Here is a 19,466-nt window from a genome sequence, read left to right as displayed (position 1 = left end):
CCCGACCTCGTCCGGGCCGGCGTGACGGGTGGCGGTGGTGAAGCTGACGATGCCCTTGCCCGGCTGGACCCAGCCCTTCGCGATCCACGGCCCCAAATACCCGCCGATGATGTCGTCGCCGGCCGGATCCGCCCCGACCAGCAGCATCGGCGCGTGCCAGGTCACGGCCAACGCGGTCGCGGTCGTCGTCGTCCCCGGGGAGGCCTTGGCCGACACGATCGAGATGATCGCCATGACCGTCACCGCCCGTCCGGGCCCAGCAGCGACAGCACGACCTGCCCAGACCCGGCCGGGGCCGCGATCGGGTTCGGCGCGCCGTCGACGATCACGTCGACCACCCGCGAGCCGTCCGCGTTCGGGCTGCCCGAGTCCAGGACCACGCCGATCACCGGCGCCACCACCTCCGTGCCGGACGAGGCGGCGGTGGTGGTCGGGGTCAGCAGCACCCGATCCTGCGGCCGCACACCCGCCGCGGGTAGACCGCCGGGCTTGAGCAGGACCCCGACCACCACCTGCCCCGCCGCCGGCACCCGCGCGGTGGTCAACTCCGCCCGGGCCAGCAGCGTCCCCGCGGTCAACGTCCGCGCCGCGGTCTGGCCGAGCACCTGGTCCCGCTCGCCGGCGTCGACCGTGCGCACGTGCTCGTCCGGGATCACCTGGGCGACCACGAGATCCCCATCGACCAACCGGTGCCCCCAGCCCACGTCACGGGCCAATGCCAGCACCGGGACGGTCTGGTTCTGCGCCGCCACGTAGGCCTGCACGCCGGCCAGCGACCCGGCCAGGATCACCACCCCGCCCGCGACCAGCCACCACCGGCCCCGCAACCACGGCCCATGCCGAGCCGGCGGTGACGGGGTGGGGCGGGTGGTGGTCGCGACGAGTCCGGGAGCGGACATGGTTATCCCCCAACAGGAATTCGACAATCATGGAATGGGAAGGCTAGAACTCAGCCAATGCCGGAGCGGACGATTTGGCCTCAGCAGTCAGAAAACGCCAACGTGATGAACTGAGCCGAAACCCAACCGTGTACCCCCGTCCGCAGGTCCGTGCCCTCTTGCCACTGGCCCCCTTCATAACCCGCGACCTTGAACGGGTCGGCGTAGTAGGCCAGCCCGAGAACAGCACCAGACATGCTGGGCGCCGACCGGATATTGACGCCATCAGCGTTGAACCAGTTGCACAGGCCGCCCGATTTCGGACGCGCTGCCACTGCTGTCACCGCGCCGCTCGCATGCGCCGAGGCACCGAGTTCCACATTCGCCGGGGCCTGCGCTGGGCCGACCAAGCTGGCCACGCTCGCAGCGACCACCATGCTCTTGACCATCAACATGACACACTTCTCCCTTACAGCGTACGATGTTTCCTGCAACAGGATCTAGTTGCGCTCAGCAGTGGAGGAAGCGGCGGTCGGCGTAGATGTCGCGAATCCAGCCGTGCACACCCGTACGCAGGTCAGTGCCCTCCAGCAAACCTCCGCCCGGGAAATTCGGGACCTGGAACAGATCACCCTTGTACGCCAACCCCACCACCGCGCTGGACAGATCGAAGGTGACGTGGATCCGGACGCCGTCATCGTTGATCACGAAGCAGGTGTGCACCAGCTCCGGCGGAGGCGGCTCCAGCACAGCCCTCGGCGCGCCGGCCATGCCCGCCGAGACGACCGGCTGATGGTGGGCGGCGTCCAACGCGGCATGGCTCGGCTGCGCCTGCGCACTCGCGCCACTGACCAGAACGGCCGCGCTCGCCGCGACCACCATCATGCCCTTGAGCATCAACATCACGCACTCCCTCGTAGTTTATGTTTGCTTGCAACGGCTCTGACGACGGGCACACCTGTCCCGCAACGGGAATTCGACAGAAACGCGATTCAGCCGGCGTTGAGCGACTGGACTTCCTCAACCGCGAACCCGAGCACGGCGCGGGAAGTCATGTCCGGCAGCGTGCCACCGGCCGGCGCCGCACCGGTCGACCCGGTCCACCGGACCGACCACTGGATCGCGAACGTCGCGTCGACATGATCACGGGGCCGCACGAAAATGTAGTCACAGTCCGGCGACGCCCCGTGCAGTCCGGCAGAGGCGGAGTAAGCGGTACCCGGACCTGGGCAGGGCAACGGCCGGTCCGCGCTCGGCATGAAAAGCAACTTCGTCGGTGTGGCAACAGCTTCTGACCACACCGCGCCGGCATGCACCCGTTTGGACTGCACCGCCCAGCCCGCTTTGTCGATCCACAACCAGGTGTGCTCCCCTACCACCGTCGCCGGACCATGAGCAGTCTGTAGGTCAGGCGAGAAATGGGGAACCGGCAAGGGAAGCACGAGCTGCCGGTAGGCCTGCACTGCCAACTGCTCGGGACTCGGTTGCGCCGCGGTCGCCGTATCCGTGATGCCGAGGCATTCCTTGAGGTAGGCCTCCATCCCGCCTGAGGTGTCGTACATGCACGCGAAGCCTGGACTCGGTAGCCCAGGTCCGGCGCCGCCGGACGAACCGGAACTCGCCTGGTGACCGGGTCCGCCGGGCGTTCCGGGGCTCGTCGCTCCGATGTCCACGCTCGGTTGTCCGAAGACCCCGGACTGGTCGCCCGGCGACACGGTGATCTGGCCGCCGGGCCCATCGGCCACGGCCTCTCCGGTCGGTAGAGCCATCATCGCGGAGCCGGCCAGGACGGCAATCCCGGCCACATATCTCCCTCTCATCAGCACGTCCCTCCTGGATACGAGATCTCGGCTACCTTCCACGTTCCGTTAGCATCACGCCGCATGCGCGCCGAAACGGGATTTCGCGGTATGCCAACGGTCTTGTGCGCACCGGACCGGGCGTCGGCTTGCCCGGACTCACTGGCGTCCTGGCAGTCCAACACGGTCGCTGTGGTCCCGTCGATGTCAACCTTGGTCAGGTGTTCCCGTGTGGTGCCGTAGACGGTCAGCGATCGCGCCCGCAACGTCTTCAGGTTGTCCAGCATCCTCGTCAACTGCGGGTCGGTTGCGACCGCGGCCAGTTGGCTGTTCCACGACGCCGGGTCCTGACTGATGACGGAGTTGCCGATGTCCCAGAACCGTTCGTAGGCCACCTCGATGTCCGAGGACGGATTGGCCGCCGTCGAGGCACTGGGCAGTGACGCGGTTTGCCCGGTGGGCTCCTCGTGCTGCGGCGGAGTGCACGCCGTCAACAGCGAGAGTCCGATGACCAGCACAGTTCCGTTACGCCTCAACGTAATCACCTCTCGACTCGCATTCATGTGTACTCCACAGATCTCCGATCACTTCAAGGTGCGTACGAACGCACTCGAAGGTGACTACGCGAACTTTCACTCATACAGGTGAGTTATGTATCTGTAACCCCGCCGGCACGACAACGGCCCGGCAGTCAATGCCGCCGGGCCGCGAACTTCCCGCTCGCGCTACTAGGGAAGCTCCCGCGCGGCGGATGCCGCGGGCCCTATCGCCGCCATGAGCTCGTACGCCCCGGGCGTCAGCTCGTAGGTGACAGCGGGCGGAAACACGTCTGCGTTCTCGAACCGATGGACGAGCCCGTGCGCCTCCATGTCGCGCAGGGTGTCCGTGAGCACCTTGGTGTGCAGGCAGTCACGGCCGTCGAGGCGCTGGTTGATCGATTCCTTGATCTCGTTGTACCGCTTGCGCCCATCCCCCAGGGCGATCATGACATGCGGACTCCATTTAGGGCCGAGGAGCCGGCGTACCGCCGCGGCTCCCTCGACGAAGTCGTGATCGATGGACATGACGATTCCCCGATTCTGTGGTACACCGCGAACAAGCCTCCGCGGCGTCCGCCCCGCCAGGGGCGCTTCCCCGTCTCTCGCCACACCTCACCTTCGACTCCCCGATCACGGCAGGCAAAAGAAGCAGCAGGCCAGGGGGCGTTCTTCGACCGCCTGACCAGCCATGTTGTACTCAGATCGGGCGACATCCCACTTGAGTTAATCAGCGACATACGGGAGCATAGGCCCGTACGCCAGCGGCATCAACAGGATCCGAACAGTTGCTCCAAACGAGTAAAGCCGAGTGGCACTCACGTAGTGCGGGAGGTGTCGATGCCCGATGTGACACAGCGACCGAAGCCGTTCGCCGACTACCTGTCCTCCTTGTTCGAGTCGGTCAGGCCGCCCGATCGCGACACCCCCTACTCCAGCAAGGAAGTCGTCGAGCGCATCGAGGAAATCGGTGGCAGCATCAGCAACGCCTATCTGTCTCAGATGAGACGCGGCCTCCGTGACAACCCGACGCTCACTCAGATCGAGTACCTAGGAGCCGTCTTCGGCAAACATCCGGCGTTCTTCTTCGGCGGCAGGCAGGACCGCGGCGATCTCGACCCGGACCGGTCGCAGATCTCGGCGAGGCTGAACTTCCTCTTCGCCGAGATTCCGGCGCCCGGCCGCCGGGGCGAGCGGACCTACGACGACGTCCTCGGCGCGATCCGGAGCCGCGCCGACGAGCTTGGCGATCCCGCGTGGAGGATCTCCACCGAGACCCTGACCGAGCTTCGACGCGATCCCAACCCCAACCCGACCTGGAAGTGCCTCCACGCTCTCGCCGGCGCGTTCCACGTCAAGCCCGCCTACTTCGTGGACGCCGAACTCGCCAGCCGCATCCAGGAGCAGATCCTGACAGCGAAGCAACTGCGCCGACTCGGCATCGCCCGGTTGGCGGCACGAGCGCCCGACTCCGGGGCGCCGCTGTCAGATCAGGCTCGAGAAAGTCTGGTGCGAGAACTCGTGAAGGCGCTCCCCTCCTTGGGAATCTCCAAGCAGGAGCTCCGAGACGCTCTGGACGAGCCCGACCATCCCCCGGATGCAAACGACCCACCGTCAACCACAGGTTGACCACGACCGTCTCAACCGACGTTCGACAGCGGATCGTTAGAGGGCTGGGGGCCTGATGAGAAAGAAGCGCATCCGGGCGCTGTGCCGGGAACTGATCGACGAGCTCACGCTCACCAGCAGCGCCACGATCCAGGATCTCTGCGCAGGGCTCTGCGAGATCATGGGTCGACGGATGGGCCGGCCGGTGCTCCTCGTATTCACCGAGATGGCGGCCGACGGGCCCTTCGCGGTGTGGGGCCGCTCGGTGGACGAGAACGACGGACCGACAGTCGACATCATCCTGTGCGCGGCGTCCGGCAGCTGGCTCCATCGCCTCCAGATGGTCGTCCACGAGCTCTCCCACGAGCTGTGCGGCCACCCGCCCACCCCGCTCTACGAGGACGAGGGAAGCCGACTGCTGTTTCCCGATCTCGACCCGGCGCTCGTTAGGATCCTCGGCGCACGCAGCCACTACGAGACCGAGAACCACGCCGAGGAGCTGGAGGCCGAAGCAGTCGCGACCGAACTGACGCTGCAGCTGACCGAATGGGCGGCCACGCAGCGCACCGCTCCCCTGTTCGCCGACGACAACAGCATCGACGCTCGGCTGTGGTGGTCGCTCGGCGACATCCCCGACGGGCGCAACCATGGCTGAGGCGACACCGCTCGACTACTGGTTCATCATCATCGGCAGCCTCGAATGCGCGGCGGCCCTATACAAGCTCCGCGACCTCCACCGCGCCACCACACCCGAAGGCAAGGCTCGACTACGCCCGATCTGCCTCTGCCTCGGTTTGGTGGGAATCGCGTTCATCGTCTACTCGCCAAGCGTGGCCAAGGCCATCGACATCGGACTCGGTGTGCCCAACCTGGCCCCGATGCTCGCCTACACACTGGCCGCGCTGTGGGCGGCAGCGGCGCTGGCGCTGATGCTCTACTGGCGACTCCCCGTCGCTGCCGCGCGCCAGCGCATGCGCTGGCGCACCTTCGCCCACGTCGGTGTGGCGGCCACCATGGTGATTCTCTTCTTCGCCGCCGACACACACGACGACCATCCGTCCGATTTCGACGCCGCGTATGAGCACCAGCCGTTCATCGCGGCATCCCTGCTGCTGTTCTACCTTACGATCTTGACGACATCGGGCACGGTCATCTACTGGAGCCTCCACTGGTCCCGACAAGCCGCCAAGCGCACGGCATGGGCACTGCGGCTGCTTGCTCTCGGACTCACCAGCGCCGTGTTCTTCTCGGTGATGAAGATCGTCGCGCTCGTCGGCGGCTGGTTCGGCGTCGACCTCTCGTACTGGAGCACGGTCCTGGCACCGCTGGTCGGCACTGCCGGCATGCCGGTCTCGATGCTGGGAATAGTCCTGCCGGCCCTCAGTTCGCGGCTCGGGTCGCTCGCGTCTCGGCTTCGGGCCGCGGCAACCGACCATGTCGCGAACCTCAAGGCGTACCGGCAACTGGAGCCCCTCTGGTCGGCGTTGCTGCCGGTGGACCCCCGGCTGATCCATCGCCCGCGTGGTCTCCGACAGCGGTCGACCTTGCGGATCAGGCTGTTCTGGCGAATCATCGAGATCCGGGACTGGCAATGGAAACTTCGCCCGCACATCCCGCCTGACGCGACCCACATCGCCGCTCGGCACTGCCAGGAAGCTGGCATCGCCCCTGAGCTGAGGCAAGCAGTGATCGAAGCCGTACTGATCCGCGCCGCTCTGGCAGCCCAGGCACAACAAGTGGTCCACCGCGAGGAAGCTCTTCTCCGCAACGACATCCCATCCGCAGTCGCCCATCTGGCCTTGGTGACCGAGCGCGAGCGACTGGCCCAGGTGGCCGGCTTCTTCCGCCGTTCGACCATTGTGGACAGGGCATTCGCCGAACTGACCGCCGTCCCGTCACGTTGATTCCGGAGGCAGGCATGTCGATCACCCTCATGACACGGAGCAAGCAGGCCTTGCACGCCATCCCCCGCGGTCGGTACGTCCGGCTGGAACGCTTCCGGCAGCTCGATCCGGAGCTCGACTACCACGAGATCTACCGGGACATGGTGTTCAAGGAGTTCCCCTGGGACATCACCGTCGGCATCCAGCTCGGCTTCTACCGCAACTTCGCCGTGCCGGCCATCAGCACGCTGCTGGACCGCACCGGAAAGATGACGAACCACACCCAGCGCCGGCTTGACGACACTGGGATCCTGCTCTTCGAAGTGATCAACTACGGCTTCGGGCACGAACGCGGCATGCAGGCGGTCCGCCAGATGCGGCGCGCACACACCGCGGCCGAGCGCCGAGTCAGCACCGAGGGCGACAAGGTCCGCATCCCCAACGAGCAGTTCATCTACACCCTCGGCACGTTCTTCATCCCCACGCTCCGCTGGCTCGACGTGTACGCCTGGCGGCCTGTCTGCTGTCACGAACGCGCCGCGACATTCCACTTCTACCTGGAGATGGGGCGCCGGATGGGCGTCAAGGACATCCCCACCACGCTCCAGAACTTCATCCGCTGGTTCGACGACTACGAACGCGACCACTTCGCCTACCACGCCGCCAACGAACGTCAGTGGGATGCCACCCGAACCCTGCTGGCCGACATGTTCGTGGCTTGGCTACCCGGCTTCCTTGCGCCCGCCGGCCGTACCTTCGCCAGCGCCATGGCCAATGCCCTCCTGGACGCTCAGCTCCGCACCGTGCTCGGGGTCGACCACGTCTCCCCCATCCTCGCCCAGGCCGTGCATCTGGGCATGAAGGCCAGGGGTAGGTTCGTCCGCTGGCTTCCGCCGAGGGAGAAGCCCCTCTACGCCGGCACGTTGGACACCGTGACCTACCCTGACGGGTACAACATCGCCGATATTGGCTTGTAGTAAGGGGATGGTCAGGCCTGACCGGCGGCAGAGGGCTCCATAGCCTTCAGAAAGACCGGGTGCGGCCACAGCCTATTCGGCCGGAGCATTGCGCGATACCAGGCTGACCACGCGGTGCCCAGTCCGGCGTCATCCGCGCCTGCTCGGTCAGTGGCCCAAGTGGACGCCTGTCCCAGGATGAGGGTGCTTCGCCGGTCGATCGCCCCGACGACGACGCGTTCTCCCTGCGGAGCAACGAGGAACTGATCGCCGGGGAGACCGAAGAGGGGTGGACCAGGAGCCGCGCAACCGATGCGAGGGTTGGGGACTCCCGCCAGACAACGCCCACCGTGTCCTGTCGGAGGTGATCAGGCGAGAGATCGAATCCTCCACGGCGTGGCCTTCTCCGAGTCGTTGAGGGCGTCGATCACGAGCAGGAACCGTGTTCCACTTGTTGCCCCCGCGGCGTCGAGGGCCTGAAGGAACGTGCTGTGCGGCAAGTCCCCGAGACCAGAGCGCGAGCGATCTCGGTCAGCGGGTCATCGCCGGCGAGAAGTTCCCCGAGAACGGGAACCGCAACGCCACCACTGTCGAGCCGACTGCGAACCGCCTCGAGCAGCAGATGGGTCTTACCCTGGCCAGGTCCACCGATCAGCAGCCATGCACCGGTCTCGGCGGCCTTACTTCGATCAGTGGACAGGAAGTCCACGAGGTTTCGGAGCGACCGTTGGGCCTGCGCGACCTGTCCATTGCGGCCGACCATCTCCTGGAGGCTGGCGGCCGGGTCTTCGGATCTCTCCACCGGGGTCGGCCGGCTGGGGGAACTTGTGACGTCCCGATCCTCGGACGAGTCCGCGCTCGTAGCGGAGGCGTTCAACTCGGCGACGATACCGGTGATGCTGGAACGGAACTGTGTCAGCAGATCGTCGCACTCGCTTATGACCCTGACCGCTGCTTGGGCGGCCGGCCCGACCGAAGCGTCAAGGCTGTCGAATTCGTCACGAAACGACGTCATCGTTGCGGCCGCTCGATCGATCCGCTCAGTCGGCAGTGCCCACCGCGATACGGCGGGCCCCAAGGGTTCCGCATCTGCGAGGTCAGCGCTCACCTTGGCGTCCTGGCGGTGGAGCCATCGGCGCCAGAGAAATTGAGAGTAGCTCACACTGTCGGTGGCGGACCGCACGCGCTCGGCCAGGGTCCGGCGATACCGTTCCGTCAACACCAGGCCGTCAATCGTGCGCTCGATGGGAAGCGTGAGGTGCCGTTGGGGTGTGCAGCGGTCGCCGGCGATTCGTTCGGCGTGTGTGAATTGTTGCCGGCACCAGGCAGGCGACAGGGCGAGGTCCTCGAAGAAGAACCACCGTCATCCTTCGTTGCCAGTGCGGTTCAGCCGATCGAGGAGTTCGCCCGCGCCAAGGAAGTCGATCTCCATGTCTGCGAGGCCCGGAAGCTCCTTGCGCCAGCGGGCTACGGCGTTGTTCCACTTTTGCCGGGCGCCTTCGCGAGGTTTCCCCGCTGGGGTCTCCGGTGTCGGGTCGGGCATGTCGATCGGCGCGACGATCGTCAGTCGTACGACGTTGCGGTTGCCGCGGTTGGCTCCGACGGTTTTGGCGCTCTTGCGGGCCTGCGGGATGAGCTTATCGACCGAGAAAACGAACTTGACCTGCCAACCGTGGGTCGCACCGTCTGGAGCCTGGTCGTACCATTCAACCCCGCCGTCCGGTGCCGCGGTCTTGACCGTCCGCCAACCGGCAGGGGCAGGATCCCGCAGTTGGAAGCACAGCTCCTCGAACGCGCGGTGTTGTGAGCCGTCCCAGGACCGGATGCGGCCCCACTGCTGTGCCGGCTCGGAGTTCGCCATGGCGTCCTCGGTCACTGCTCACCTCGTCGTCGGAAGCTCGTCGTATTGGACCGTACTCACTGGGGCCACTGAACGGTCGACGACACCCTGGAGCGAACGCGGAGCGGCCAGGAAGCCGTGGCGGACTGCGCGGATACGCGCCTTGGTGAAGGCCGTGAGCAGGCCGTCGTGCGGGCTCGGCGCCACCAAGTCAACCTCTCGGCGCATATCCGCGAGCAGATCGCGGAGATAGTGATGAGCAATGCGCCTCCTGGATATCAGAAGAGGTCCGTAGCGGACAGGCCCTCGACGTCCTCGCGATGCGGCAGGCGGTGTGGCGGGATCGGGTCCAGGTTGTCGTCGTTGGGCGTGTTCACGCCCAGTCGTGTCACTCGATCGATGGCGTCCTGCACGTACTTTGCCACCCGCAGGGCGTCGAGCTCTGTCAGGTCAGGCGACTTGATGACCTGGACGACGGCCTGTGTACGTAGCTGCTTGTAGGTGTCGAGTTGTCCCTTGTGATAGGCAGACATTGCCTCCTTTCGCAGGCGTTCCAACTCCGGGAACCGCCACTGATCGTTCTCCTTGCGGCACTCCACGCGCAGCACAAGGTAATCAAAGCCGGTCAGCAGACCTTCCGGTCCGTGTAGTCGTCCGTCGATGATGCCCAGTCCGGTCGGCACGGCGGCCGGCGCTGCATTGACAACGATGATGTGCCCTGGGCGCAGCACCTGTCCCCCGCCACCCTCCGAGCCCATTGTCCAGTGCACACCGAGCACTGGGTCCGTGTTATCCAGCACTGAACTCAAGCCCGTCGACACCTTGTCCGCGATGGTCGCCGCTGTTGCCAGAGGAGGGCCGATCAACGACGCGAGGCTGCCCGCGATCGTCACGGCTGTCTCCAGCGGACCACCATTAGATGCGCGGTACAGCGCGGCCTCCACCTCGACGGGCCCGCCCGTGTACGGAACGAGGGACGTCATCGCGTAGTCCAGGTAGACACCCGGCGCCGTCTGCGCGGCGTCGGGACGGGTGAACCGAGTGAACGGAGTCGCCTCGTTGCCCTGGAACGCCAGCGTGACCCCGCCGTGGAGAGCGGGAAAGTACTCCGTGCCCCAGCTGACCCGTTTGGCCAGGAAACCTTCCGCCAGCCACAGGCGGACATAGCTGTCACCGGGCACCGCTGGCCGTGCGTCGAGTTCGGGGAGGAACGTGGCGGCGATGTGCTCGGCGTTCGCAGTGAACCAGCTCTTCACTCGGTCCTTAATGGCGGTCACCCGTTCTCCTGAGGGTCGATGCGGCGGCGGAACAGGACGAGGTCGTAGCGCGCCACGTCACCGACCATCTCCTGGAGGTCGGCCAACAGCAGCAGCACCTCTCGGGTGCTCGGTCTGCCGTCTGCGGTCTTCCAGATGCGTTGGGCGACGGCACGGGCCTCTAGGTCTTCGAGAGGAGGGACGATCAGCACGGTGCCCACGCCAGCGTCCACAGCTGCCATCGCGCAGCGGGTGAACTCAGCACGGGCTTCGTCGAGTGGTCGTGCCTCAACGTCTACCGGCTCGGCCTGGAGCACCAGGAAATGGGCGGTGACATGGTCGAGATCGACCAGTTCCTCCCGGGCCGCCACCCGCGCGTGCCGCTCCATGGAGCCACCCACCCGGAAATGTGTGCCGGCGGTCGTGGCGACCGGTGCGCCGACAAGGTGCACCAGGCCGGAGTGACGGGGTCGCTCCCCCGCCGACGGCTCCAGGTGCCCAGGACCCTTGAACACCGCGAGGTCCGGCGCTCGATCGTCGGCGACGCCCTGGCGGGGGTCGTGCATCCGGAATACCAGCGGTGTCGTGCCCACGGGATGGCCCAAGCGGTGCCTCCCCCTCGCGATACGTACCAGCTTGTCCAGTTGGCGGTTCTTACCCGCGAAGTGCACCAGCTCGCCCAGCCGGCGCTCCCAGTCCTCGGCCTGGAGGTCACGCTCGATGTCCAGACCGAGCAGGTGGCGGGGGTTCCTGGCGGTGTGCGGTGCGGCTCGCGCCGGCACGTCCAGCATGGCGTGCTTCAGCCTGTACCCGTCGTCAGGACCGAGGACGACCACGGTGTGGGCCCACTGCGCGTTGTCGCGCACCGCGTACCGGCCCCTGGCGCGCCATCTGCTGACGTTGATGGCCAAGGCCCGGCGACTCGGCCGCACGCCGTCCAACTCAGAGACGAGCACTGTCGCGTCGGTCCGCACTACAAATCTCTGTCTACTGTCCCGGCGCACGCGCACCAGGTCGACCGGGCTGAAGACGTCGTCTGGCCTGACGCCGGTCCATATCAGCCCCACGGCCAAAGCCGCCGCAAGGGGAATCAGAGCCCCAACCCAGACCCACTGGGGGAGGAACTTGAAGAGTACGGCGAGCACGGCCATCCAGCCGGCGGCGACGACGCCGACCACAGACGTATCCACTACGACCAGGTCCCGCCACCGGGCGAGAAAGGACGGCTTGGGGGCTGCCGTGACGCCAGTACGCTCGAAGGACTCGGCACTTGCGGCTGGCACGTCCTGGACGTGCGACTTGGCCTGCCGAGCCAGCAGCGCCGCGTGAGCGGCGGATGCACTATCGCCCGCGGCCGTGAACTCCTCGCTCGCGAGCCGCAGCAGTCGCGCGCCGCGCTCCGGGTCGGCAGACGCGCGCACCTCACCCACCAGAAGCGCCACGACGCCGCGTGCGCGCGGCTCGTCAGGGAGGGCACCGGTGAACTCATCAGTGGCGAGAACTTCAGTTTCCCACAAGTCAAGATGGTCGGCTGGCTGCCAGTCGGGGTGGGGCGGTGCGGAGTCCGGAGCGCACCGCCAATAGCCGTACTCGCTGAGCTGCGTGCGATCGGGAACCTGGCCGTCCAGCAGCACCTGCACCAGCCACGCCTCGTCTCGCACGCGGGGCGAGCCCTCATAGGCCAGACGCAAGACTGGTGCGAGATCACTCCGGCGATGCCTACGGCACAGGCGCAGCAACGCCAGGTCGCACGACTCGACCGTGCGCGCGTCCGAGCCGCCTACTACGGCTTCACTGCGATGCCGATTGAGCATGTCAGCCGCCGCTGCAAAGTCCCCGCTAGCGCTGAACGCGTCGGCCACAGCCACGGCCAGCGGGCGACCCAGACCGTGGTGCAGCCATGGGATCGCCTCCCACGCCTGGTGCGGGATGTGCGGCGGCAGGTCGTCAACGGGCAGCACACGGTGGCACAGCTCGTAGTCGATCGTGGCCGCCACCAAGCGGTTCGCATCGACATCGCTGGTGCAGCGTGGAAGCGCCTCACGCTTCCATGTCCGCCATACCCGCTCGTCAAGCGGCGGCCCACCGTGCAGGGCGTCCAGGACGCGGATGAGTCGCGCCCGGTCGAGCAAGCCCCTCGGTGCTACCCAGTCTGTGATCGGCGCCGGCTCGGGCGCATCCTCCAGCAAGCCGGCAGGCTGCCCGCTCGTCGAGGCCGCCGCTGCGGCCAGGCGCAAACGCAACCGGACGCCCTCGGCCAATACGCCCGCGTACGCCGCGATCGCAGGGACTTGGACGTCACGCAACCTGTCCAGCGTGGCGCCGAGCGAGAGCACGAGCTCGGGCGAGAGCGCGGCCGACAGACCTTCGGCGGCGGCTAGCAGCGATCCGGCCAGCTCCTGTTGTCGGCCGACGCGCTCCACCAGATTCCGCCAATCCTTCGGCCCGATCGGGTATCCGGCGGCAACCCGACCCAGTTCGGCCCGCAGCGACAGCACCTCACCCACGTGCTGCGACGGGTGGCGGCGCGCGACACGCAGGACCGCGTTCCACACATCTACCAACCCTGTCCGCTGCCCGGTGTGCACGCGGGACGCCGCCTGTGTGGCTAGGACCGCAGCCAGGGCGCTCGGCCCAGAGCGGGTCGCTTCGAGCGCCCCGACGCGGGACGAGACCTGAAGCGCCCAACCCCAGTCGTCGTGCTCGGTGACCCGCCTTTCCAACTCATTCCACAGTTCTACAGCCTCACCGGCCGGCAGGAGCCGCATCGCCGCTTCGACGGTCTCTGCCGCCACTTCGGAGGGCCGTTGCCCGGAGAGCACGACGGTCGCCGCGTCCTGGCCCAGCCGCCGTTCGTCTAGCGGCAGGCCGATTCCTCGAGACGCAACGACTTTCCGAAGCCGGTCGCGCAGGTGCTCGTCCACCTCCAGTACTAGCGGACGACCGTCCGCGCCCAGGCGCACGACGGAGATCCATTCCTGTGCGGACAGACCGTCGAACGCGGCACCAGGGTCCGCACCTGTACGCCGCAGCGCCGGCGTGATTAGCGACCGGTCGAAACGACCTAGCGCTGCAGCCACCGGCAATGCGGCGAGCACGTCCGAGTCCTGGATGCGGGCCACGATTCGGCGCTCGACGTACGGGTCGCCGGTCGCGAGCAGCAGGTCGGCGGCTACCAACTCCGGGTCACTGCGCGCCCAGGCGCTGTAGCTCTCGAGTTCGAATGGGTTGTACCGGTCGCCGCCGCCCATCGCCGACCGCGCGAGTACAGCCGCGCGCAGCGTCCCGGGCACTTCGCGGGCGTCCAGAAACCGATCCGCCTCGGCCGCGGTGAAGCCGGATACGCGCAGGACGTCCATGTAGGACCGCGGCAGCAGGTTGGGGCCGCCGTGGGCGACCGAGTCCGGTGGCACCAGCCAACGCCGGCCGGCGAACACCACGCGCACTCGCGGCACACGTTCGTGCAACTGTTCCAACAGCTCGAAAGTGCGGTCGATTGCGGGTGCGCTCACGCCCGGCGCGTAGAGCTTGGACAGCTCCTCGCACGTGTCCAGCACCAGCACGACTCTGCCACCCAACTCCTCGACCAGCCGGGCGAACCGCACGACTGCACCGGCTACGAGGGACTTTGCGCGCTGTCGGTCCGGCTCCGGCCGAGCCAATTCCTCATACAGGGCGTCGGCGGCGTCGTGCACCCGACGGTGGTACCTCTCTGCGGCCCGCGATGACGCGAACCCCAGTAGTTGGTCGGTCAATGCGACCAACAGTTCCACCGGTCGCTGATCGGGGTATCGGGGGTCGAGGTGGTCGAAGTCCACCCGCGCGACGGGGAACGGGGTCAGTCCGAAGTCCTCAGCGAGTCGGCCGGAAGCTAAATAGCGCAACACCATTGTCTTGCCCACCCCGGCGTCGCCCATCAGATGCAGGGCCCATGGCTCAACCGGCTCGCGCTCGATGTCTTTCCACGTCCGGATGCCTCGTCGGTGTCCTGCGTTGGCTCCCGCTTCCTCCGTCACACCAGGTACAGGCACTTCGGCGCTGATGAGCCGGTGGATGGCTGATTCGAGGTCTGGCCGCCGAAAGTAGCCGCACAGGTGTTCCAGGTCGTCGGTGGTGCGGTACGCGCGGTCAAGCCGCCACTGTGCCCGCTTGACCGCGCCCTCGATAGGCCCGCCGAGGATGTCGGCGACCAAGCGCGCCGTGGCGACCGTCTCCGCCGCGCCGGGCAGGTCGTCGGCATCCAGCTGCGCATCCACCCGATCCAGTAGCTTCCGCCCGGAGGGGTCGGCGTGGAAATCTCGCACCTCAAGCCAGCGCCGTAGCCGCGCGTCGCTGGGCCGGTGAGCAGTGACCAGGCCGCACAGTTCGTCGTACTCGGCCGGCAGCGCGTCGCCCAGGCAGGCGCGTAGGTGGTCTCCGACCTCCCTACGCAGCCGGGCCCGGATCCAGAACGACTCGCGTGGAGCTCCGGCGCCAGCGCTGTCGATACCCCGTTCGACCAACCCCGCTCGGTCCAGCCGCTCGAGCAGGTCTGCAAACCCCTCGCTTCGAGTCAGGCCCAAGTCGTCGGCGAGGTCCTTGGTCCAGTGTGGCAGTAGGCTGGCCCGGCACAGAGTTCTCGCGTCGAACTCGTTCAGCGAGTGCTCGCGCGCCTCCTGGCCGAGCTTGGCCAACTCGCGCCGCAACTGCTCTCCGAGGCCGTCGCTCACGAGTAGCGGCTCTCGTAGCGGGACCAGGCGGCCTCGTCGTCACCGGTCACGAACACGTTGATGCGCTCCAACAGCTTGGCGACCTTGTGCAGCTGCGGACCGCGCACGGCAGACGGTTTGCCGTCGAAGATGTCGAACGAGTCCGCCAGGATGTCGTAGGGCGCGTCTGGGAGCGCCGCGTAGACCGGGGCGTCGTCGCCTCCCCGTGGCGATAACGGGTTGAGCAGCACCCACTGGAAGCCGATCACCGCCTCGTCCGTCCGCAACGGCCCGAGCTCGGGGAAGGCGTAGCCTGGCATGTTGGCCATGCGCTCGCAGAATGACTTGACCGTGGCACCGCTTGGCACCCCGTTGGAGGCGGTAAACACCAGGGGAACCGGCCGCTCACGAACGCCGAACCCGTTGCGGCCTGAGGACTTCAGGTGGTCTAGCAGCTCACCCAGCACTCCCCAGCGGTGGATCTCGTCGGCCAGTACCACGACACGGGTCTCGGCCCCGAACGGCTCTGGTAGGTCCTGTGCACACCGTGCGAGAGCGTCCAGATCGGCTGCGAGCAAGGTCGTGGCAACCCCCCAGTCCAACTCGCCCGTGTCCTTGCCGAACCGGGACTTGGCCTCGTAGAACGCGACGCGGGCGGCGAACTCATCATCACCGGCTGTCGGCGGGTAGTAGCGCTGCAAGAGCCTTAGGCGCGGCAGGGCTAGGCCCAGCTCGGTGGTGAGGATGCCGATGCAGTCCAGCAGAGCGAGCAGCATCGCCCGCAGGTCACCGGGCGAGGTTGTCGGGTCGAATGGGCCTAGCAAGAGTGGGAGGTGGCCGCGCAGCAGCAACAGGTAGCCCATCTCGCGCAGCAGCCGCGTGCCGCCAAGCCCGGCGATGTCGTCGCCGACCGCGCCCACCACCAACAGCCTGCGGTTGACGTCGGTCGAGAACAGGTCGTCCACCAGGTTCAGGATGCTGGTGCGGCCGATGAACACCGGCCACTCGCGCAACTTCAACGCGTCCGCAATCTCTACGATGCGCCGCGCCCGCGCGTCGACCGGTCGGAACGAGGGCGGCACCGACTGGGCCACGAACAACGACGGCATCGCCCAGTCCAAGCGGGCCCGTGGACTGGTCGAGTCCAGCAGCGCTGCCCGCCTGCCTCGCGCCACCGCGACGGCAAGCGGTGTGCCGTCGCTGATCGCCTCGACCAGCCGCCGCGTATAGAGGCGGCACGCCTGCTCACTAACCTCGCCCGACACCGCAGTGACGATGGGGATGCCCTGCTGCACCAGTTCCGCTGCAAGCGGCCCACCCCCATCCGCCGCAGTAGACCCACTGCCACAGGCGCTGAGCACCACAGCCAGCGGTCGGTGGGCGGAGGTTAGCGCGGGCGCCAGCTTGTCGGCGGTCACCTGCCCGTCGTCGCCGAGCACAATGCTGCCGCGCCCGTCCACGGTGTCGCCGTGTGCCACGACGTGCACCAGATCGGGGCGGAAGCGCGCGCAGTGTTCGCTGAGACTATGCAACGTCACGGTGTGCGCGGCCTTCGCCGAACACACGCCCCGCGCGTCGAAACCTCGCAGGAGCCCCATGAACATCGCCCCCGGCCTGATCACCTCATCCACCAGCGCCCCGCCAACAGCGAACAGCACGCGCGGCGTCCGCTCGATGGTCGCCACGGCATCGACCTCGACGGGCACCAGGCGGGTGATCGCCACCAGCAACTCAGGATCGGCGGCCAGCGGTGCGCGCTCGTCGTGCACCGCCTCCCACACCAGGCGGTGCAGGTCGGCCTGGTCGACCGGCCAGCGCAAGGCCAATTCGACACCACGGTGTGCGCGTACCTCGGGTGCGGAACGGATTTGACGCCAGACCGGGGCGAGCACAGCGTCGAACAGCCACTGGCCGTAACGGCGGACGTCATCGTCATCGGTGGAGCGGGTGCTGATCCGGCACAGCAGCGCTTCGAGGTTGTCGGTGGACATGGTGGAAGCCGGCACCCAGCGATGCTCGCCGTCGACCCGAATGCGTTCGGCACCCAGATGGTGGTCGGACTCGATATCAGCGCCATGCACGCGCACCGACCAACCCTCGGCCCCAACAGCGGGGGTGAGGTCGACGACCACGCGAGGCAGAGTCATCGCGATCAATCCTCGGCCAGCAGCAAGTCGGCCAGGTCGTCGGCGATCTGCCCGACCTCCCGCCCGGTGCCGGATGCCAGCAGGCCCGGCGCGCCACTGCGCCCCAACGCCACGACCAGGTTGTGGTAGGCCAACGCGGGATCGGCGTCTTCGTACATCCGGTGCCTGCGGACAGCTGCGGCCAGCAACAACCGGGGCGCCGTGCGGGTGTCCAACGGGGCGATCACGGGACTCTTCCGGCCCAACTGCGCGGCCCACCTTTCGACGTGACCCGAGGTCGATAAGACGTCATGATCGGCCAGGGAGCGTAGCGGCTTCACGGTCACGGCGATCCCCAAAATGGCGGAAACGACGGCCGGCACTGTCTTAAGGTGCCGTGCGACCCGGTCGGGCACCCAGTCGAGCGGGTCCTCGCCCTTGGCGTCCGCACCCAGTTCCCGCAACACCGCGTCCAACACCGCCGTACGCACCACAGGCGGCGGGTACGGTCCGGTCGGTCGCACGAGATGGTCCAGGGCTCCAAACTGCAGCTCGCCGACCACCCAACCAGCAGCCTCCCCCACCATGAGCGTGGAGAAGACGTCCGCGAATAGTTCGCCGCTCCACGTCTCCCACTCCGTCTTGAGGTCAGCTGGCACAGCCGAGCCCACAACGCGCACGGTCTTCTCGGTCAGGCCGAGGTCGTGCTGAACGTGGTGCCCTGTCTCGTGCGCGACGACCACCAGCCACCACGGTTCGCGCACCGCCCCCTCCGGCAGTGCCACCAGGGGCGCGGGCAGCCGTCGCAAGAACTCAGCCAACGGATCGTCCTCGGGCACCCGGAAGTCGCCAGGCACCGGGCAGCGTCGGAGCGAGTGTCCGTCCGTGCCGATCTCGACGTAGCACAGCGGTCCGGTCGGAGCCGCAATGCCAGCAGCGACGAATGCTTCCTGCCAGCAGCCCCGCGCGACCTCGTCGGCGGCGCGCAGCAGGTCGGCGTGCGGACTCGTGGCCAGCCGCTGGTCGTAGCGAGTGACGTACCAGTCGAACAGGGCCCGCACCAAGGCGAGCCGGCCGTCCAGCCACCGACACCGCTCATAGCACGAGCCGGGATCGGCGGGCAGGTCGTCTAGTTCGTCGTTGAGGCGGTCGAGCATCCGTAGGAGCACGGTACCCAGGGCGTCGAAATGGGCACCGAACCGGCGAAACCGCACGTCCCCGCGCCGTCGCTCCAGCCACCCGACGACCTCACTGCGCAACGCGAGCACGGCAGCGGTGCTCCTCCGCGCCCGTCGCTCAGTATCAGCCAGCCCCTTCATCGTTGGATCAGTCGTCATTCGGAAGCATTCGGTTACATCTGGTGCACGCGGACCGCAGGGACGCGGTGAGTCCAGTGCAGGTTGGTGACTCCAGGGGAAGTTCCAGGTGAACCCGCCCACCGCGAGAAACACCAGGTCAGAGCTAATACAAGAAGATCGACATCGCAGGGTCTCTTCTTCCGTGGGGCACCCATCAGAACTGTCACCGCTGACAGCTACGCGGTGAACACTAATCATCGGCCATTGTGGGCTCTTCGAACTTGATCGGGGTCTGAACCCGGAGCGGCTGCCTCGTAGGCGGCCCCCACCATCTGTCCGGTCCCCCGCGTGAGGGCCCGTGGCTCGCTCGATGATCATTCCTGTTGTCGAGGCAAGATGATCACAACAGAAGAGCCACGGGCATGCACAACGATACGACCCGGCTGCTCGGCCTGCCCGGCCTGGCCGTCGTTCGGGTCGACGACGCACCACAGGATGGGCCAGTGGTGCACCTTTCCACCTCAGACGAGCAGGCCCGCACCTGCCCGGGATGCGCGGCACGGGCCACCCGGATGAAGGAATGGGTCACGACCAGCCC

General features: G+C 67.2%; 16 protein-coding genes and 1 pseudogene. 4 read left to right on the top strand and 13 right to left on the bottom strand.

Going from position 1 to position 19,466, the window contains the following annotated elements; genetic code table 11:
- From ACIG5F_RS48675 to ACIG5F_RS48645, 7 genes and pseudogenes are all read right to left on the bottom strand, one after another.
- Positions 1–234 (bottom strand): annotated as a pseudogene (locus ACIG5F_RS48675) (hypothetical protein); the annotation flags it as partial.
- 5 nt (positions 235–239) lie between these two features.
- Positions 240–899 (bottom strand): hypothetical protein, encoded by a 660-nt coding sequence (locus ACIG5F_RS48670; protein WP_396527197.1) that lies wholly within the window; start codon positions 897–899, stop codon positions 240–242.
- A gap of 80 nt (positions 900–979) precedes the next feature.
- The gene (locus tag ACIG5F_RS48665; protein ID WP_396527196.1) at positions 980–1,333 is read right to left on the bottom strand and encodes an SH3 domain-containing protein; all 354 of its coding nucleotides are present in this window, start codon (positions 1,331–1,333) and stop codon (positions 980–982) included.
- A 55-nt stretch (positions 1,334–1,388) separates the two neighbouring features.
- A complete protein-coding gene (locus ACIG5F_RS48660) occupies positions 1,389–1,781 on the bottom strand; it encodes a hypothetical protein (RefSeq protein ID WP_396527195.1) in 393 nt (130 codons plus the stop codon).
- A gap of 89 nt (positions 1,782–1,870) precedes the next feature.
- Entirely contained in the window at positions 1,871–2,440 is a 570-nt protein-coding gene (locus tag ACIG5F_RS48655; RefSeq protein WP_396527194.1) for a hypothetical protein, read from the bottom strand.
- 257 nt (positions 2,441–2,697) lie between these two features.
- On the bottom strand, positions 2,698–3,213 hold the full coding sequence (locus tag ACIG5F_RS48650; protein WP_396527193.1) for a hypothetical protein: 516 nt from the start codon (positions 3,211–3,213) through the stop codon (positions 2,698–2,700).
- Between the two features lie 192 nt (positions 3,214–3,405).
- Entirely contained in the window at positions 3,406–3,741 is a 336-nt protein-coding gene (locus ACIG5F_RS48645) for a winged helix-turn-helix transcriptional regulator (RefSeq protein ID WP_396527192.1), read from the bottom strand.
- Positions 3,742–4,053: 312 nt separating this feature from the next.
- Between ACIG5F_RS48645 and ACIG5F_RS48640 the strand changes: the two genes are divergently transcribed.
- Genes ACIG5F_RS48640 through ACIG5F_RS48625 form a run of 4 tightly spaced genes read left to right on the top strand, consistent with a single transcriptional unit; the run spans position 4,054 to position 7,681 of the window.
- Entirely contained in the window at positions 4,054–4,842 is a 789-nt protein-coding gene (locus ACIG5F_RS48640) for a hypothetical protein (RefSeq protein WP_396527191.1), read from the top strand.
- A 55-nt stretch (positions 4,843–4,897) separates the two neighbouring features.
- A complete protein-coding gene (locus ACIG5F_RS48635; protein ID WP_396527190.1) occupies positions 4,898–5,476 on the top strand; it encodes a hypothetical protein in 579 nt (192 codons plus the stop codon).
- Complete coding sequence (locus ACIG5F_RS48630; RefSeq protein ID WP_396527189.1) at positions 5,469–6,725, top strand: MAB_1171c family putative transporter; 1,257 nt, start codon at positions 5,469–5,471, stop codon at positions 6,723–6,725. The genes ACIG5F_RS48635 and ACIG5F_RS48630 overlap by 8 nt, the downstream gene beginning before the upstream one ends.
- A 14-nt stretch (positions 6,726–6,739) precedes the next feature.
- Positions 6,740–7,681 carry an oxygenase MpaB family protein gene (locus ACIG5F_RS48625; RefSeq protein ID WP_396527188.1) on the top strand — a complete coding sequence of 314 codons (942 nt, stop codon included), beginning with the start codon at positions 6,740–6,742 and terminating at the stop codon, positions 7,679–7,681.
- Positions 7,682–8,087: 406 nt separating this feature from the next.
- Here the strand turns inward: ACIG5F_RS48625 and ACIG5F_RS48620 are convergent, their stop codons facing one another.
- The 6 genes from ACIG5F_RS48620 to ACIG5F_RS48595 all read right to left on the bottom strand — a co-directional run bounded on the left by ACIG5F_RS48620 (position 8,088) and on the right by ACIG5F_RS48595 (position 18,838).
- Positions 8,088–8,768, bottom strand: a complete 681-nt coding sequence (locus ACIG5F_RS48620) for a hypothetical protein (RefSeq protein WP_396527187.1) — start codon at positions 8,766–8,768, stop codon at positions 8,088–8,090.
- A gap of 255 nt (positions 8,769–9,023) precedes the next feature.
- Positions 9,024–9,536, bottom strand: coding sequence for a hypothetical protein (locus tag ACIG5F_RS48615; protein ID WP_396527186.1), 513 nt, complete (start codon positions 9,534–9,536; stop codon positions 9,024–9,026).
- Positions 9,537–9,778: 242 nt separating this feature from the next.
- Positions 9,779–10,777: a hypothetical protein gene (locus tag ACIG5F_RS48610; protein ID WP_396527185.1), complete on the bottom strand. Its 999-nt coding sequence runs from the start codon at positions 10,775–10,777 to the stop codon at positions 9,779–9,781.
- Entirely contained in the window at positions 10,774–15,465 is a 4,692-nt protein-coding gene (locus ACIG5F_RS48605; RefSeq protein ID WP_396527184.1) for a hypothetical protein, read from the bottom strand. Before ACIG5F_RS48605 ends, ACIG5F_RS48610 begins: the two co-directional genes overlap by 4 nt.
- Positions 15,462–17,576, bottom strand: coding sequence for a CHAT domain-containing protein (locus tag ACIG5F_RS48600; protein ID WP_396527183.1), 2,115 nt, complete (start codon positions 17,574–17,576; stop codon positions 15,462–15,464). The genes ACIG5F_RS48605 and ACIG5F_RS48600 overlap by 4 nt, the downstream gene beginning before the upstream one ends.
- Positions 17,577–17,596: 20 nt before the next feature.
- The gene (locus tag ACIG5F_RS48595) at positions 17,597–18,838 is read right to left on the bottom strand and encodes a hypothetical protein (RefSeq protein ID WP_396527182.1); all 1,242 of its coding nucleotides are present in this window, start codon (positions 18,836–18,838) and stop codon (positions 17,597–17,599) included.
- Positions 18,839–19,466: the final 628 nt, after the last annotated feature.

It is taken from the genome of Kutzneria sp. NPDC052558 (assembly GCF_044547355.1).
Classification (GTDB): Bacteria; Actinomycetota; Actinomycetes; order Mycobacteriales; family Pseudonocardiaceae; genus Kutzneria.
Note: the sequence above shows the minus strand (reverse complement) of the source record. Positions and strands in the feature narration are given on the sequence as shown.